General features: G+C 72.4%; 14 protein-coding genes. 4 read left to right on the top strand and 10 right to left on the bottom strand.

Features of this window, described 5'->3' with window-relative positions; translation table 11 throughout:
* Nucleotides 1-14: 14 nt before the first annotated feature.
* The gene (locus N5875_RS23685) at nucleotides 15-692 is read right to left on the bottom strand and encodes a response regulator transcription factor (protein ID WP_318210130.1); all 678 of its coding nucleotides are present in this window, start codon (nucleotides 690-692) and stop codon (nucleotides 15-17) included.
* A 429-nt stretch (nucleotides 693-1,121) separates the two neighbouring features.
* Here N5875_RS23685 and N5875_RS23680 point away from each other — a divergent pair, with 429 nt between their 5' ends.
* A complete protein-coding gene (locus N5875_RS23680) occupies nucleotides 1,122-2,642 on the top strand; it encodes an oligopeptide:H+ symporter (RefSeq protein WP_338495764.1) in 1,521 nt (506 codons plus the stop codon).
* A 63-nt stretch (nucleotides 2,643-2,705) separates the two neighbouring features.
* Here N5875_RS23680 and N5875_RS23675 read toward each other — a convergent pair whose 3' ends face one another.
* The 6 genes from N5875_RS23675 to N5875_RS23650 all read right to left on the bottom strand — a co-directional run bounded on the left by N5875_RS23675 (nucleotide 2,706) and on the right by N5875_RS23650 (nucleotide 7,915).
* Nucleotides 2,706-4,130 carry a hypothetical protein gene (locus tag N5875_RS23675; RefSeq protein ID WP_338495763.1) on the bottom strand — a complete coding sequence of 475 codons (1,425 nt, stop codon included), beginning with the start codon at nucleotides 4,128-4,130 and terminating at the stop codon, nucleotides 2,706-2,708.
* 14 nt (nucleotides 4,131-4,144) lie between these two features.
* The gene (locus N5875_RS23670; protein ID WP_338495762.1) at nucleotides 4,145-5,251 is read right to left on the bottom strand and encodes a hypothetical protein; all 1,107 of its coding nucleotides are present in this window, start codon (nucleotides 5,249-5,251) and stop codon (nucleotides 4,145-4,147) included.
* The gene (locus N5875_RS23665) at nucleotides 5,248-6,216 is read right to left on the bottom strand and encodes a hypothetical protein (protein WP_338495761.1); all 969 of its coding nucleotides are present in this window, start codon (nucleotides 6,214-6,216) and stop codon (nucleotides 5,248-5,250) included. Before N5875_RS23665 ends, N5875_RS23670 begins: the two co-directional genes overlap by 4 nt.
* A complete protein-coding gene (locus tag N5875_RS23660) occupies nucleotides 6,216-6,920 on the bottom strand; it encodes a peptidase (RefSeq protein WP_338495759.1) in 705 nt (234 codons plus the stop codon). The genes N5875_RS23665 and N5875_RS23660 overlap by 1 nt, the downstream gene beginning before the upstream one ends.
* A 111-nt stretch (nucleotides 6,921-7,031) precedes the next feature.
* The gene (locus tag N5875_RS23655; protein ID WP_338495757.1) at nucleotides 7,032-7,451 is read right to left on the bottom strand and encodes an ATP-binding protein; all 420 of its coding nucleotides are present in this window, start codon (nucleotides 7,449-7,451) and stop codon (nucleotides 7,032-7,034) included.
* Between the two features lie 95 nt (nucleotides 7,452-7,546).
* Nucleotides 7,547-7,915 (bottom strand): STAS domain-containing protein, encoded by a 369-nt coding sequence (locus tag N5875_RS23650; RefSeq protein WP_318210137.1) that lies wholly within the window; start codon nucleotides 7,913-7,915, stop codon nucleotides 7,547-7,549.
* Between the two features lie 222 nt (nucleotides 7,916-8,137).
* Between N5875_RS23650 and N5875_RS23645 the strand changes: the two genes are divergently transcribed.
* From N5875_RS23645 to N5875_RS23635, 3 genes are all read left to right on the top strand, one after another.
* On the top strand, nucleotides 8,138-9,064 hold the full coding sequence (locus N5875_RS23645; RefSeq protein WP_338495755.1) for an RNA polymerase sigma factor SigF: 927 nt from the start codon (nucleotides 8,138-8,140) through the stop codon (nucleotides 9,062-9,064).
* Between the two features lie 204 nt (nucleotides 9,065-9,268).
* Entirely contained in the window at nucleotides 9,269-10,492 is a 1,224-nt protein-coding gene (locus tag N5875_RS23640; protein WP_338495753.1) for a DegT/DnrJ/EryC1/StrS family aminotransferase, read from the top strand.
* Between the two features lie 56 nt (nucleotides 10,493-10,548).
* Nucleotides 10,549-12,669 (top strand): lipopolysaccharide biosynthesis protein, encoded by a 2,121-nt coding sequence (locus tag N5875_RS23635; RefSeq protein WP_338499245.1) that lies wholly within the window; start codon nucleotides 10,549-10,551, stop codon nucleotides 12,667-12,669.
* Nucleotides 12,670-12,684: 15 nt separating this feature from the next.
* On the opposite strand, the gene N5875_RS23630 is transcribed toward N5875_RS23635, so the two are convergent.
* The 3 genes from N5875_RS23630 to N5875_RS23620 form a co-directional block, all read right to left on the bottom strand.
* Nucleotides 12,685-13,746: a glycosyl hydrolase gene (locus N5875_RS23630; RefSeq protein ID WP_318210141.1), complete on the bottom strand. Its 1,062-nt coding sequence runs from the start codon at nucleotides 13,744-13,746 to the stop codon at nucleotides 12,685-12,687.
* Nucleotides 13,743-14,207 carry a hypothetical protein gene (locus N5875_RS23625; protein ID WP_318210142.1) on the bottom strand — a complete coding sequence of 155 codons (465 nt, stop codon included), beginning with the start codon at nucleotides 14,205-14,207 and terminating at the stop codon, nucleotides 13,743-13,745. The genes N5875_RS23630 and N5875_RS23625 overlap by 4 nt, the downstream gene beginning before the upstream one ends.
* 92 nt (nucleotides 14,208-14,299) lie before the next feature.
* The gene (locus tag N5875_RS23620) at nucleotides 14,300-16,255 is read right to left on the bottom strand and encodes a hypothetical protein (RefSeq protein ID WP_338495750.1); all 1,956 of its coding nucleotides are present in this window, start codon (nucleotides 16,253-16,255) and stop codon (nucleotides 14,300-14,302) included.
* Nucleotides 16,256-16,316: the final 61 nt, after the last annotated feature.

The following is a 16,316-nucleotide window of genomic DNA, read 5'->3' as shown; positions in this document are numbered from 1 at the left end:
GGCTTAACGGTGGCTCAGCTCTTCTCGAAGCGGAAGCCGACGCCTCTGACCGTGGCGATGTAGCGGGGGTTCGCCGCGTCGTCGCCGAGCTTCTTGCGGAGCCAGGAGATGTGCATGTCGAGGGTCTTCGTGGAGGACCACCACGTGGTGTCCCAGACCTCGCGCATCAGCTGGTCGCGGGTGACGACCCGGCCCGCGTCCCGGACCAGGACCCGCAGCAGGTCGAACTCCTTGGCCGTGAGCTGGAGCTCCTCCTCGCCCATCCAGGCCCGGTGCGACTCGACGTCGATCCGTACGCCGTGGGTCGAGGGGGCGACGACGGGCTCGCTGGAGCCGCGCCGGAGCAGGGCCCGGACCCGGGCGAGGAGCTCGGCGAGCCGGAACGGCTTGGTGACGTAGTCGTCGGCGCCGGCGTCGAGCCCGACGACCGTGTCGACCTCGTCGGCGCGGGCGGTGAGCACCAGGATCGGGACCGTGTGCCCCTCGGCGCGCAGCCGCCGGGCGACCTCGAGACCGTCCATGCCCGGCAGGCCCAGGTCGAGCACGACCAGGTCCACGCCGCCCTGGAGTCCGGCGTCGAGGGCGGTCGGACCGTCCTCGCGGACCTCGACCTCGTACCCCTCTCTCCGCAGGGCACGGGCCAGCGGTTCCGAGATGGATGCGTCGTCCTCGGCGAGCAGTACACGGGTCATGGGGTGATGGTAGTCCGCGGGGGTGGGGCGCCGGGTCATGATCCCCAAGGACCGGGTGACCCCTGGGTATCGAGCGGGCATCCTGCTCATGACCTTCGAATAGCCTTGCGTGGTTGCATCAACGCCTGTGATCCATCTCTCAAGTCCTTCCATATCCGGCACTGTCGTGTCGTATGGTGGCTCGACGTCTGTAGCGGTAATCGGGGACCTTTGGCCAGCTTCATGCGCCGAGGTCCTCTTTCTGCGTGAGGTCGGCTCAGCCGAACCTTGAGGACACGAATGACCTGTGGGCCGGGTCCCGGGACGCGAAGACGCATCTCCCGGGGCGTGGATCCCGGTGGAGTCCACTCCGATTCCGCCGGTGCCGGCCACCCCCACCGGGCGCACCACGCTCACAAGGCGCGCGTCCCGACAGAGCAAGGATCGACCATGGCTTCCAGCCTGACGAAGGCTTCGCCGCCCCCGGCGCACGAGAAGACCTTCCTCGGCCACCCCATCGGACTGGCCACGCTGTTCATGACCGAGATGTGGGAACGTTTCTCCTACTACGGCATGCGCGCGCTTCTCGTCCTTTACCTGGTCTCCGGCGGCGTGGACGCGGCAGCGGGAAGCCAGGGCGGCGGACTCGCCTTCAAGGCCACGACGGCCACGGCCATCTACTCCGTGTACGTGGCGATGGTCTACCTCATGGCCATGCCCGGTGGCTGGTTCGGTGACCGCGTCTGGGGCGCCCGTAAGACCGTCGCCATCGCCAGCTTCGTCATCATGGCCGGTCACGTGGCGCTCGCGCTGCCCGGTCAGGTCGCGTTCTTCGTCGGCCTGCTGCTGGTCGCGGTGGGTTCCGGTCTGCTGAAGGCCAACATCTCCACGATGGTCGGCCACCTGTACAAGGGTGCGGACGACCCACGTCGGGACAGCGGCTTCACCGTCTTCTACATCGGCATCAACCTGGGTGCCCTGCTCGCACCGGTCGGCATCGGCATGGTCGGCGAGCTCGTCAACTGGCACCTCGGTTTCGCGCTCGCCGCGGTGGGCATGGGCCTCGGCCTCCTGGTGTTCCTGCTGGCCGGCCGCACGCTGAGCCCGAAGAGCAGCCTCGTTCCGAACCCGCTCAGCGCCGCCGAGCGCAACAGCATCATCACCAAGGTCGCCATCGGCGTCGTCGTCACTGCCGTGTTCTACGGTGCCGTGGTCGCGATGGACATGTTCACCATCAAGTGGGCGCTGTACCCGATCACCATCGCCGGCCTGGTCATCCCGGTCGCCGTCCTCACCCGGATCAAGCGGGACAAGGACCTGTCCACGGTCGAGCAGACCAAGATGAGCGCCTACATCTGGTTCTTCGTGGCCGCCGCGGTGTTCTGGATGATCTACGACCAGGGTGGCTCGACCCTCTCGCTGTTCGGCAGCGACAACTCCGAGCGCAACCTGTTCGGCTGGGAGATGCCGAACGTCCTGTTCCAGTCGCTGAACCCGCTCTTCGTGGTGCTCCTCGCCCCGGTCTTCGCCTGGATGTGGTTGGCGCTCGCCCGCCGCCGCCGCGAGCCCAGCACCATCGTGAAGTTCTCGATCGGCCTGGTCGTCGTTGGCGCCTCGTTCTTCGTCTTCAGCATCCCGCTGAACCAGACCGCCGGCACCGACATCAAGGTCACCATGTGGTGGCTGGTGCTCATCTTCCTGATGCACACCGTCGCCGAGCTGTGTCTCTCCCCGGTCGGCCTCTCCGTCACCACGAAGATGGCGCCGAAGAAGTACGCCTCCCAGATGATGGGTGTCTGGTTCCTCGCCGTCACCGCCGGTGACTGCGTGACCGGTCTGCTCGGCCTCGCCGAGGTGCCGCTGAACAGTGTCGGCGTGGTCCTCTTCGAGGCGGTCGCAGCCGTGGTCGCCGGTATCGCGATCTACTCGTACCGCAAGAAGGTCAACGCACTGATGGGCGACGTGCACTGACGCGTCCCGCCTGATCGGGCGAACGGCCCGGCACACCGGAAGGTGTGCCGGGCCGTCGTCGTGTCAGCGCCGCAGCCGCGCCCACGGGGTGAAGGTGAACACCGCGCCGCCGAGCAGGATCACCGTGCCCGCGACCAGGGCGAGGGCGCGCAGGGCGCCGTCGCTCTCGCCGCCGGTCTCGGCGAGGTTCCCGCCGTCGGAGCCGCCGGACGGGGTGCCCGAGCCGCCGCCGGACGGGTCCGTACCGCCGTCGGAGCCGCCGTTCGCCCCGCCCGCCTGCTTGCTCGTGTCCAGTTCGAGGGAGGCCTGGACGGCTCCCTTCACCTGGCAGGGGATCTCCATCTGGGACTCCCCGAGGGTGACCTTGATGGTGAGCGTGCCGGGGCTGAGGGTGGCCTTGCCGGTCGCGCCGGGCTTGTACGTGCCCTTCATGTCCGGCAGGTTCACCGGATCGCCCATCTTCAGGGCGGTGGGGTTGGGCGGTCCCGTCACGTTCACGGTGCCGCTGTCCGCTCCGCCGACCTTGATGGCCATGGAAGCCTTGAGGGCCCCGGCGGGGAGGGGGGCGGGGCTGTCCATGACGCCCTTGGCCGTCTTGACGGTGAGGTCGTAGGAGCCGCCGTTCTTCTTGGCGTCGATCGTCACCTTGGACGTGATGGCGTCGGGGCCGGGGGCCTGGCAGCTGAAGCCGACGGCCACCTCCTTGCCCGGGAACGACGTCTGCCCGCCGCCTGTGCCGCCCGAACCGGAGCCACCGCCCGAATTGGAGGATCCTCCGGTGGTGGTCGTACCGCCGCTCGTGGTCGTACCCCCGCTGGTAGTGGTACCGCCGCTCGTGGTCGTACCCCCGCTCGTGGTCGTACCCCCGCTCGTGGTCGTACCGCCACTGGTGGTCATACCGCCACTGGTGGTCGTACCCCCACTCGTGCTCGTACCGCCGCTCGTGGTCGTACCGCCTCCCCCGGCCGTCACCTTGATCTTCGCGGCGACCGGCACCGTCTCCTTCGGCGCGCACTTCGTGTCCGTCGACAGCGGCTTGGACACGTTGATGTTGTACTTGTCGGGCGTGAGGGTGACCTCGCCCGCCTTCGTCAGCTTCAGCTTCCCCTTCATCTCGGGCAGCACCATCGGGCTGTTCTTGGGAATCGGCGGGTTCTTCCGGGGTCCCTCCATCGCGACGGTGCCGGACCCCGCGCCGCCCACGGTGAGGGACCCGGTCGGCTTGACCGTGTCCGCGCCGAGGTCGAGCACGTCGGGGTTCTTCGACGCGGCCTGGACCGTCTTCCAGACGATCTCGACCTCGTCGCCGACCTTGGCCTCCGCCGGTGCCGTGATCAGCACCTTCGTCGTGCCCTGCACGGGTGGAAGTCCGGAGATGGACGGCGGGATGCACTCCGTCTTGTACGAGACCTCGGCGGCCTGGGCGGGGCCGGCGGAAATCATGATCCCCGCGCCGCCGAGCATCAGCGCGACTCCGGCCGCGCTCATCCTCCGTTGCGTACTCACGCATGTCCCTTCGTCGTCGGACTACTCTCTGGGGCTGACGGTGCGGAGTCAGGACTGAACCACGGCAGGACCGCGGTCGGTTCGTCGTCCTCCGGGCCCTGGAGCGCGGAGTCGCGCGCGGGGCCGGAGGCACGTGTACGGAGCCGGGCCAGGGGCCCGGTCCGGGGTTCGGTCCGGGGCCGGGAGCGGGGCCGGCTCCGGGGGCGGGGGCCGGGCCGGGCGGGGCTCGTCGCCGGGCGGACCCGGTCCACCACGGCCATCCCGATCCGGAACAGCGCCGCCGGGACGACCACGGCGAGCAGCAGCCAGAAGAGCGTCACGCCCCAGGGCCTGCCGACCCCCCACGGCTGCTCGACCAGGACCTTGCCCGCGTACCGCACGGAGACCTGGTAGTCGCCGTGCGCGCCCGCCGTCAGTTCGACGGGGAGCCGGACGAGGGCCTTCTTGCCGGGGGCGATCGTGCCGCGCCACTGCCGTTCCTCGTACTGCGGCGCGAACACGCCGTGGCTGGAGCCGACCTGGAAGACCGGGTCCTTCACGGGGGCGGAGCCGAGGTTGCCGACGGTGAAGACGACCTCGCGGCTCGGCGGCGCCCCGAACCAGGTGAGGAGGCCGCTGGAGCCGTCGAGGCGTACGGCGGCGAGGACGGCGAGCCGCCCGTCGCCCGAAGCCTCGGGGAGCGGCGCGACGGGATGCCCGGCGACGGTGAACTCCCGGTCCACGGCGTCCTGTTGGCCGGTCACCCCGGCGACGTGCACCACGCAGGGGCAGGGCTTGGGCGGTTCGGCGATCGGGAGCTTCGCACTGAAGCCGCCCCGGGCGTCGACGGTGGCGGCCCGGCCCTCGGTGTTGGCGCAGGAGTTGGTGCCGCCGATGACGCCCTTGTCGGGTGCCGCCTGGCCGCAGACCAGCAGCATGAGCAGGGCGCCGGGTTTCCAGCCGCTGCCGCTGACGGTGACCTCGCCGCCCTTGCCGCCCTCCGCCCGGGAGAGCTCGACGGCGGGGCCGGGGGCCGCGACGGCGGGGGCGGCCGGGAGGAGCCCGAGGGCGAGCACGGCCACGAACACGGCCACGAGCGCGTCCGCTGTACGTATCCACCTCATGTGTGCACTCCCGCCGGGGCTCGCTGGGTACGGGACCTGCCGCGCCGCCGTACCGCGTATCCGCCGCAGCCCGCCGCCGCGAGCAGCAGTCCGGCCGCCGCGACGAGCGCCGGGCCCGAGGCGAAGGAGGCCTCGGCGCGGGCGGTGGCCGGGGCCGCGCCCTCGGCGGTGGCGGTCAGCCGGACGGTGACGGAGTCGAGGGCGGGCGGGTCGGGCCAGGCTTCGGTACGGGTGGCCCGCTGACCGGGTCTCAGGGTGAGCGGCAGGGGCCGGCCCGGCCGGTCGAGGACGGTGCCGAGGACGCCTTCGGCGCGCACCGCGAGGTGCGGGGCGAGGACGGTGGTGCCCCGGTTGACCAGGGTGTAGCGGAGGGCGCCGGTCGCGGTGTCGACGTGGACGTCCTCGACGGTGAGTGCGGCGAGCCGGGGGCCGCTGACCCGCAGCCGCAGGTCGACGCGTACCTCCCGGCCGGCGGCGGTGGCCCGTACCGCCCCCCGGTGTTCGCCGGGCGGGGTGTCCGCGGTGACGGTCACGGCGAAGGGCACGTCCGCCCGGGTCCTGGCGGGCACGGTCACGGTCCGGGCGGCGAAGGACACCGGTGCGCCCTGCCCGCCGAGCCGTACGGTGAGCGGCCGGGCGCCCGGGTTGGTCAGCGACAGGGTGTCCTGGAGGACGCTGCCGGCGGGGCCCTCCAGATAGGCGTACGGCCGCCCGGCGGCGGGCGCCGCCGTCCAGGTGGCCGGGGCGCCGGGGGGAGCCGCGGGCTCCTGGACGGCGGGGGAGGCAGCGACCCGGACGAGGGAGGAAGCTGCCGCCTGGAGTCCGGAGGAAGCCGCGGCCCGGGAGCCGCCCGAGCTCGTCGCTTGCGCGGCCGTAGGCACCGCCACGGCCGCCGCGACCGCCGCGACCGCGCCGGCGAGGGCGGTCGCGACGGCCACGAGCCCGGTGCGTGCCGCCGTCCGCATCAGCGAGCCGTGCGCCGCGTGAGCCAGAGGACTCCGGCCGCGCCGGTGAGGAGGACGGTGCCGCCGAGGGTGCCGAGGGCCACGGCGGAGTCGAGCGGTCCTGTCCTGGGCAGTTCGGCGCCGGTGCCCTCCTCCTCCTCGCCCTCGTCGGCGGGCGGTGGGGTGTCGGAGCCGCCGGAGAGCCCCGTCACCTCCAGTTCGAGGGAGGGCCCGGGGCTGTTCTTGGTGGTGCAGACGGCCGCGTCCATGCCGAGCGCATGCACGGTGAGCGTCCCGGCCGTGAAGGTGACCTTGCCGTTCTTCTTCGGGGTGTACGTGCCCGTGAGCGTGCCGATCCTGATCGGGGTGTCGGGCGGGATGGCGGCGGTGTTCGGCGTTCCCTTGACCTTGACGGTGCCGGAGTCGTCGCCGCCGAGGACGAGGTCGGCGCGCGGGGTCATGACGCCCTTGGGCAGTTCGACCGGGCTGTCGGAGACGCCCTTCTCGAACGACATGGTGATCGTGTACGCGCTGCCGTTCTTGACGGCCTTGATGTCGACGGGCGAGACGGCGCTCTTGGGCCCGATCTTCGTCTCGCAGGCGTAGTTGACGTCGACGACGGCCGCCTGGGCGGTCGGCGCACCGGCGAGCACGGCCGCGCCCGCCACCGCGACCGCTGCCGTGAGCGCGGCGGTCGTTCTCCTCCGGTTCGGCTCCTTGGACACCCCGAGCACCCCTCACCGCAATGGAACTGACGGTCTTTCAGATTGGGCGTCAAGGTACGCCCGGGGCCTTGCGGAGGGAAGAAGAAGGAAGGAAGAGGGACTGTGAAAGTCCTAGGCGGGCGCGGAGAGTTCGGCCCAGACCGTCTTGCCGGGGGCGCCGGGGACGCGCTCGATGCCCCAGTCGAGGCAGAGCCGCTGCACGATGAACATGCCGTGGCCGCCCGGGCGCCCGGACCGGTGCGGCGTGCGGGGCGCGGGGGTTCCGGCGCCCCGGTCGGTGACTTCGAGACGCAGGACCTTGGACCGCCGCAGGACACGGAGGCGCTCGGGGCCCTCGGCGTGCAGACAGGCGTTGGTGACGAGCTCGGAGACGACGAGCAGGACGTCCTCGGCGGCGGCCCTGCGGTCGGCGGTGGCGGCCGGCAGCCAGCCCCACTCGTGGAGCGCGGACCGCGTGAAGTCACGGGCGAGCGGCACGGTGCCGCTGGTCTCGCCCAGGGCGAGCGTGCGGACATCGGGAGTTTGGTCCATCAGCGCTTCACCTCACCGATCGACGGAGCAGAGGGCAGGACGTACGGGCGGTGCGGGCGGGACCGGTCGTGGGGGCGGGCCCGGCAGGGGCCGGCTCAGCCGGGCAGGGCTGTGGCGAGTGTCTCGTGCACGGTGAAGACGGCGTCCGCGCCCGTGATGTGGAACACCCGGGCCACCGCGGGCCGCATCCCCACGAGATGGACGCCACCACCGGCGGCGTCCGCCCTCAGCCGGGCGCCGAGGAGCACGTTGAGCCCGGTCGAGTCGCAGAACTCCAGGCCCGCGCAGTCGACGACGAGCCGCGAACGGCCCGCGTCCAGCGCCTGGTCCAGGGGGGAACGCAGCAGTTCGGCGGTGTAGTGATCGAGCTCACCCACCGGAGCGAGGACCTCACTGTCGTCCACGGTCCGGACCTCGACCCGCAGCCGCGCGGGCGGTGCGCTGCCGATGTTCTCGCGGTCCATGGCCATCCCTCTTCTCGCTCGCACGGATGCCGACTGACGTGCCTCGAACCCTACAAGCGGCGCACGCTCCGATGCACACGAGGTCCACTACATAACGGGGCAAAGTGGACTATCGATACTTGCGACCTTCGGCGTCGAGCAGGTAGGGCTAGTAGAGAACACCCGACACGACCGGCTTGGAGGCGCCGCAAACCGCAGCAGAAGGAACCACGAAGGAGACCCATGTCACCCCGGCTCGACGCCCCGCGTACCCCCGACGCGCCGTCGGCAGCAGTCCCCCTGGACCACCCGCTCGACCTGTCTGCCGAGCTCCTCCACGAGCTCCCTCACGACCGAGCGCTCGCGCTCCCCCTCGACCGGCCGCTCGACCACATGGGACCGGTCGACGCACGCGCCCTGTCGAAGCAGCTCTTCGCCCGGCTCGCCGAGCTCGAAGAGGGCACCCACGACCACGCGTACGTCCGCAACACACTCGTCGAACTCAACCTGGCCCTGGTCAGGTTCGCCGCCGCCCGCTTCAGCACCCGGAGCGAGCCGATGGAGGACATCGTCCAGGTCGGCACCATCGGCCTCATCAAGGCGATCGACCGCTTCGAGCTCACCCGCGGCGTGGAGTTCCCCACCTTCGCGATGCCCACGATCATCGGCGAGATCAAGCGCTTCTTCCGCGACACCTCGTGGTCCGTGCACGTGCCCCGCAGACTCCAGGAGCTGCGGCTCGACCTCGCCAAGGCGGGCGACGCGCTCGCCCAGCGCCTCGACCGCGCCCCGACCGTCGCCGAACTCGCCGAGGAACTCGGCATCTCGCCGGAGGAGGTCGTCGAGGGCATGGCCGCGAGCAACGCGTACACCGCGAGCTCGCTCGACGCGCAGCCCGACGAGGAGACCGGCACCGGCGGCGAGGCCACGCTCGCCGACCGGCTGGGCTACGAGGACCACGGCCTCACCGGGATCGAGTACATCGCCTCCCTGAAGCCGATGATCGCCTCGCTGCCCGCCCGCGACCGGCACATCCTCTCCCTCCGCTTCGTCTCCGGCATGACCCAGTCGGAGATCGGCACGGAGCTCGGCATCTCGCAGATGCACGTGTCCCGGCTGCTCGCCCGCACCCTCGCCAGGCTGCGCCGGGGGCTCACTCTGGAGGAATGACCTCCACCGGCTTCCCCGAGCCGCCAAGATGGCTGCGGAAAGGGCCCGTTCACGGTCTTTCGACCCGTGACGGGCCCTTCCGCGCGCCACGTCCCGAGCCCTCTCCCGCGGTAGCCCGTACGGCCAACCGCACGGCCGCGAGGCCTTGTTGACGCGGCGTCCGGAATGGGCCACATTGAGCCCGGGGGTTCAGGGGGGAATCACATGGTTTCTGCGTACGCGGAACTGGAAGACCGCATGCGCGGCAGGCTCGGGGGCAGGGAGTGCCTCTATGTGCCGTCGTGCCGCCTCGGTCTCTATCTGGCACTGCGCCACTGGTGCGAACCCGGCGGCAAGGTCCTCATGTCGCCGGTCAACGACGACGTCATCTTCTTCGTCGTCCTCGCCGCCGGGCTCCGCCCCGTACAGGCGCCGCTCGATCCCCGGGACGGCTCGATCGACCCGGCCGCCGTGCCCGAGTCCGTCTGGGGGGACCTCTCCGCCGTCCTCACCACCAATCTGTACGGGAACCCCGACCCGGCTCCCGAGCTGCGGGGCCACTGCGACCGGCTCGGCATCCCGCTGATCGAGGACGCGGCCCACGCGATCGGCTCCAGCGTCGGCGGGCGCCCGGTCGGCACGTACGGCGAGGCGTCCGTCTTCAGCCTCTCGAAGCACACCGGCGCCAAGACCGGCGGCTTCCTCGCCCTCGCCGACCCGGCGCTGCGCGGGGAACTCGCCGCCGCCCGCGACGCGTTGCTGCACCCGGCCCGTCCCACCGCCGAACTCGCCTACCTGCTCCGGCCGTACGCCGAGGCCACCCTGCGCGGACTGCGCCTGGTCGGGGCCGCGCGGGCCGCCGTCCGGCGGCTCGGCCTCGAAGAGCGGGAGGAGATCCGGATGCCGCTGCGCGCCGAGGAGCTGGCCCGGGCCCTCACGGCGGCGCCCGCGCTCGAACCCTTCCACTCCTGGGTCCGGGTCGACATGCACGACTACCGGCTGCGGCCCGGCGCCGGGCGGCTCCGCCGCACCACCCGCAGGTTCGCCCGGCTCGACGAGGTCCTCGACGCCCACCGGGAGGGCACCGCCCTGCTCCTGGCCGCCGAGTACGGCACGGCGGAGGTGTTCCCGGGCGGTGTGCCGGAGGAGTCCCCGGCCGGCGCGCCGCAGCCGCTCTACCGGGTGCCGCTGCTCGTCGAGGACCGGGACGCGGCCGTCGCCGCACTCGCCCGGCGCCGGATCACCACCGGCTACCTCTACGACCCGCCGCTCGACAGCTACGCGGGCGAGGCCTTCACCGACCCCTCCCCCGCGCCGGAACCGGCCGCCTGGTTCGCCCGGCACGCCCTGCCGGTGGACCCGCGCCGCGCGGCCGAGGCCCTCGCCGTGCTGCGCGGCGCCGGGATCCGCCCGGCGCGGCCGTCGATGGTCCCCGGCAGGTCGCGGTGACGGAGACGGTACGGCTGCGGGGGCCCGACCGGGACGACGCGGCCGCCACGGCCGGCATGGGCGGTACGCCCGACACGGCCGGTCAGGCCGGTGACGCGAGTCGCGAGCAGCCCGCGTCAGCCGAGGCGAAGAACGGCAAAAGCTCCGGCTCCGGTGACAACTCCATGTTCCGCAACGCCTACGCCCTGATGCTCTCCACCGGCGTCTCGGCGGCCCTCGGGCTCGGCTTCTGGCTGATCGCCGCCCGCTACTACTCGGAGGAGGCCGTCGGCCAGGGCTCCGCCGCCATCGCCGCGCAGCGGATGCTCGCCTCGATCACGGCGACCACCCTGTCCGGCGCCGTCGTCCGGTACGTGCCCCGGGCCGGCCGGGCCACCGGCCCGCTGGTCGTGCGCCTGTACCTGGTCAGCACGGTCGTCGTCACCGTGGCCTGCGGCGTCTTCCTGCTCACCCTCGACCTGTGGGGGCCGTCGTACGCCCCGCTCGGCACCGTCTCCGCCGGGATCTTCTTCACCGCGTCCGCGGTCGGCTGGGCCCTGCTCACCCTCCAGGACGGGGTCCTCACCGGCCTGAGACGGGCGATCTGGGTCCCCGTCGGCAACGCCGTCTTCTCGCTGGGCAAGCTCGTCCTGCTGGTGCTCCTGGCGACCGCCGTGCCGGTCCTCGGCGTCTTCGTCTCCTGGTCGGCGGCGATCGTGCTCTCCGTCCTGCCGCTGGGCTGGCTCGTCTTCCGTCGGCTCATCCCCCAGCAGGCCCGAGCCGACCGGGACCGCGAGCCGCCGAAGATGCGGGAGATCGGCAGGTTCATCGCCGGTGACTCCGTCGGCGCGTTCTTCAGCCTCGTCATGATCAGCCTGCTGCCGGTGATGGTCGCCGTCCGCTTCGACGCCGCCCACAACGCCTTCTTCTACACGGCGTACACCGTCGGCGGCACCATGGAGTTCATGGCCATCAACATGGCCTCCTCGCTCACCGCGCACGCCTCGCACAGCCCCGAGTCCCTCGCCGAGGGGGTGCGGGGCGCGCTGCGCCGCATGGTGCTGCTGCTCGTCCCCGTCGTGCTCGTCCTCGTCGTCTTCGCGCCGCTGATCCTCGCCCCCTTCGGCCAGGGCTACCAGGACAACGGCTCCACCGTGCTGCGGCTCCTCGCCGCCGCCGCGCTCCCCCGGGTCGCCGTGGAGCTCTACATCGGCGTGCTGCGGGTCCAGGGCCGCACGGGCATGCTCGCCGCCGTCCAGGGCGCGATGTGCGTCCTCGTGCTCGGCAGCGCGGCCGTGCTGCTCGGCCCGTACGGGATCAGCGGGGCCGGGATCGCCGTCCTCGGCGGGATGACCGTGATGGCGGTGGCCTGTGTGCCGGGCCTGCGGGCCACCCTCAAGGGCCGGGCACCGGCCGAGCGCCCCCGGGCGGCGGCCCGGGTGAAGGAGCGCGAGGAGGACGGGTACGGCACCAACTGGGCGCGGGAGAGCGCCTATCTGCGCGGGGCGCACGAGTCGGTGACGCCCGCGTTCGGCATCCCCGTGTACGTACCCCGGCAGCGTGACGACGAGCCCTCGGGCCCGCTCGCGCGCCCGCTGCCGCCGCAGGTGTCCCGGACGGCGGCGCCGGACGCCCCCGACCGGTGGGGGCCCTGGCTGTGGCTGCTGCTCGGCCTGGCCGCCGGGCTGTTCTGGTTCCCGCTCGCCCGCTCCGGCGCACTGGACGTGGCCGCGCTGTCCGGCACCGGGCTGCTCGCCGCACTGCCCCCGGTCACCCTCCTCGCGGGGCTGCTCCTGGTCGCCCTCCAGGGCGCCGCCGTCGGGCTCCGGTTCTTCCGGCCCGTGTTCGCCGCGGCGGTCCTGCTCGCCACCTTCCTGGCCCTGCACACCGCGCCGCCCCTGCTGGGTCTGCGGCCGGCCGACGCGGCGGGTCCCGGGGCGACGCTCCTGGGCGACGGGGTCGAACGGGCCGTCGCGCCCATCGCCCTCCAGGCGCTGAGCCTGCTCCTGACGGCCGTGCTGCTGCGGGTGGTCGGGGTGGGCGCGCGGGTCACGGCCGGTGTGGTGTGGGTCCTCGTCTGGGCGGGCTGGGCGGGGCAGCAGGCCTTCGCCACGGCCCCGCTGCCGCTCTTCCTGGGCCTGGCGGGCGGCACGATGGCGGTGTGCGCCTTCCGGGGCCTGACGTCGGGGCGCCACTGACCTCTCGCACCCGGGTCAGCGGTTCGGCACGTCCTGGCGGAAGTACGGGTCCTGGCCCGCGGTCCGGTATCCCTCGAGGCCCGGGCCCGAGTTGATGGTCAGGTCGCAGCCGGGCCCGGGAACGGCCCGGTTCCAGTGGACGTACGCGCGCGCGTCCGGCAGGGTCGGCGCCACCTTCGGGATGGCGGTGTACCAGTCGCGCTGCCGCGCGGGCTTCTTCGGGTCGGGGGCGGTGGAGAACTCGGAGAGCATGATCGGCTTGTCGTCGGAGATGTTCTTCCGGAGCCAGTCGTAGCTGGGGCGCTGGCTCCGGTCGAAGTCGAGCCAGTCCGGCGACTTGTGGCAGAGGTAGTAGTTGTACTGGTCCATGCCGATCCAGTCGACGTAGTCGTCTCCCGGGTAGAGCGCCTGCATCCGCTCGGCGTTGCCGAGGTAGCCCGAGACGGTCCACACCCACACCACGTTGGTGACGCCCAGCTTCTCGAAGCGGTCGTGGAGGTGACGGTAGGCGGCGACGTACTCCTCGGGGGTCCCGGCGCCCTCGGGGATGCGGAAGTCCGCCTCCTGGTCGAAGGAGAAGAAGACCCGCTTGCCGTACTCCTTGATCCGGCGGGCCTGCGGGTCGATGACGGAGGTGTCGTACTTCCCGGAGGCGATGTTCTTCCAGCCGAGCTGCCGCTCGGTCCAGTTGGCGTGGTGCTTCTCGGTCCACACGGTGGACTCCCAGGCCAGCATGAGGAGTCGCTCACGGCCGAGTTCACGCTCGTCGGGGGTGAGCAGTTCGCCGTCCGCCTTGCTCCCCGACATGTCGTGGTACGTGTAGACGAGGTCGAGCTTGCGGCCGATCTTCTTCTCGAAGGCGTACACGGGCCGGGTGAGCGAGCTGTCCTCGTCGTGCGGGATGTACGCGCCCCACCAGGCCCCGCACGGGGCGACGAGGGTGGCGTCGGGGGTGCAGCGGTCGTCGCCCTCGGCGAGGGTCGACCAGACCCCTATCCCGGCGGTCAGGGCGCCGACGGCGGCGAGCGCGATCGCGAGCCGGGCCCAGGGCCCGCCCTGGGCGTGCCGCCCGGTCATCCGCCCCCACCGGCCCCTCGTGCGCGGAATCGCGGCGGGCGGAGCCGGAGCGTGCGGGTCCGGGAGGGCCGGGCGCCGTCGCGCTCGACGGCCCCGCGGGTGGCGGCGGGCAGCGGAACTCCGGGGAGGACGGCGACGACGCTCACGAAGAGGGCGAGGACGACGAGGAAGAGGGTGAGCGAGAAGGCCTCCGTCAGGAAGAGGGTGGTCGCGACGAGGGTGGCCACGGACAGGCTGACCGGTGCGGCCAGCGCCAGTGCTTCGAGTCGGGCGCCGGGGCGCAGTCCGAGGGGCTGCGGGAGCAGCAGGGCGAGGCCGGGCGCGAGGACGACGAAGGCGAGGACCGGGATCCAGCGCGCCGGGGAGCCGCCGGGGAGCGCGGTCGCCGCGAGGGCGACCCATCCGGAGGCCGCGAGGGCGGCTCTGCGCTGGACGCGTGGGGTCAGGCGTGGGTGGGCCATGGCGTACCTGCTCCTCGTACGGGTGGGCCGACGGGCGTGCCGTCGGAGGGGTGTGCGGCCGGTGGTGGGCGGTCGTGCCCAGCCGGTCGTGTTCAGCCGGTGGTGGTGGGCCGGTAGCGCAGGACGAGTCCGTACCGGCTCTCCTCCACGACCGCGAACAGCGGCGACGCCTTGAGCGCCTCGCCGACGCGGTCGAAGCCGCCCTCCGGGAGGTAGCCCTCGCCGATGACGGCCTCGCCCTGGGTGGGGGTGAGGATCACATAGGCCGGGCGGCCCGTGGGGATGCCGCCGGCGAGGTAGCCTGCCGGGTCCTTCAGCATGCGGAGGTTCTCGTCGACCTCCTGCTCGGTGAAGAACCAGCGCTCGTAGTGGTCGTAGCGGTAGTACGAGTCGGCGAACGCGCCGGTCGCGGCGAGGATCAACGCCCCGTCGGGCGCCCGGTCGAAGGCGCGGCGGGTGAGCGCGGTCTCGCCGGGCGGCGCGTAGTGCATGCCCTCCTTGCCGTAGTACGAGGGCAGGAAGCCGGCGAGCATGGCGACGAGGGTGAGGGGCAGGGCGACGGCGGCCGTGCGGCGGGCGACCGCGGCGGCGCGGCTCGCGGCCCCGGCGGCGGGGACGAGCGCGGCGGCGGCGAAGAAGGCGGCGCCGGGAAGACCGAACAGATAGACCCGGAAGATCATCTCGCCGCCGTAGTCGTTCACGGCGAACATCGGGAGGGGCGCCGCGGCGGTGAGCAGCAGCGGCAGCGCGCTGCGGACCAGCCTGCGGCGGAGGAGCACGGCGGCGGCGGCGAGCCCGCCGAGGGCGAGCACCATCAGGATGTTGGCGCTGCCGACGAGTTCCGGGCCCGGCCCGGTGGGGTCGCCCGCGAAGCCGGGGCGCGAGTTGCCGAGCAGGTCGCCGGCCTTCTCGCGCAGGGTGCCGAGGGTGTCGAGGAACAGCTCCCGGCCCATGGTCAGGTTCCAGACCAGCATGATCAGGCCGGTGACGGCGAGGAGCCCGAGGTTGCGGTAGCGGCGGGTGAGGCAGAGCGCGAACAGGCTCGCGCACAGCATCACGGGGGTGAGCTGGTGCGAGGCGTTGATGGTGGCGATGATCGGGACGAGGAAGAGGACGGCGACGGCCCGCTGCCGGGTGGTCGTGGGCGGCGGTACGGCCGCGGCGGCCGGGTCGAGCGTGGCGCGGTCGCGGAGTCTTCCCGCCGAGCCGGGCAGCACGAAGTGCCGGACGACGACGGCGAAGACGGTGAGGTAGAGCAGGTACGAGAAGCCCTGCGGCGAGAGGTAGTCCTGGCCCACCCAGTTCGCCAGCTGGAAGATCCACACACCGGTCCACACCAGGCGCCAGTCGTCGCTGAACGTGCGGTAGACGAGGATCAGGACGGGGACGGTGAGCAGACCGAGCGCGACGGGCGCCCAGTTGATGAACGAGGCGGCGGCGTCCACGCCGAAGGCCCGGACGAGGGCGGCGTCCAGCGAGAAGAAGCCGGGCCACTGGTCGTAGGCGGACATGCCGCCGGAGAGCTCGGTCCCGGGGTGGACGGTGCCCTGGTCGAGCAGCCTGCTGATGATCGCGTCGTGCTTGGACGCCCAGGCGTAGCGGACGGTGTCGTAGAGGATCGCGGGGGGCGCCTTGAGGGCGACGAGCATCGCCGCGCAGTACGTGGCCGGCCAGAGGGGCGCGGTGCCTGCTCGGCGCAGGGTGATGACGAAACCGCAGGTGAGGACGGCGAGGGCGGCGTAGAAGGTGAGCGGGAAGCGGTCGAGGAGACCGAACTCGTCCATGCTCCGGAAGTCGATGCCGGGCAGCGCCGAGAGCCAGAGGGCGCCCGCGACGAGGAGGGGGACGAGGTTGAGGGCGTCGGGGGAACGGAGGGCGGTGGCGAGACGGCCCCGGACGGCGGTGGCACCGCCGGTCTCCCGCTCCCCCGCCTCTCGGACCCCGGTCTCCCGCTCCTCCGCCCCCCGGTCCCCCGGCTCCTGGTCCGTGGCTGAGGGCTGCGGTGGCACACCGCTCCCGGTCACCGGTGCGGGCCCCTGACGCTGCACGGCCTCTCCCCCCACGAACTATCCCTTTCGCCGAAGTACAGGAACGTACTTCGGTTATGTT

This window comes from Streptomyces sp. SJL17-4 (assembly GCF_036826855.1).
Classification (GTDB): domain Bacteria; phylum Actinomycetota; class Actinomycetes; order Streptomycetales; family Streptomycetaceae; genus Streptomyces.
This window is presented reverse-complemented; position numbering and strand designations above follow the sequence as displayed.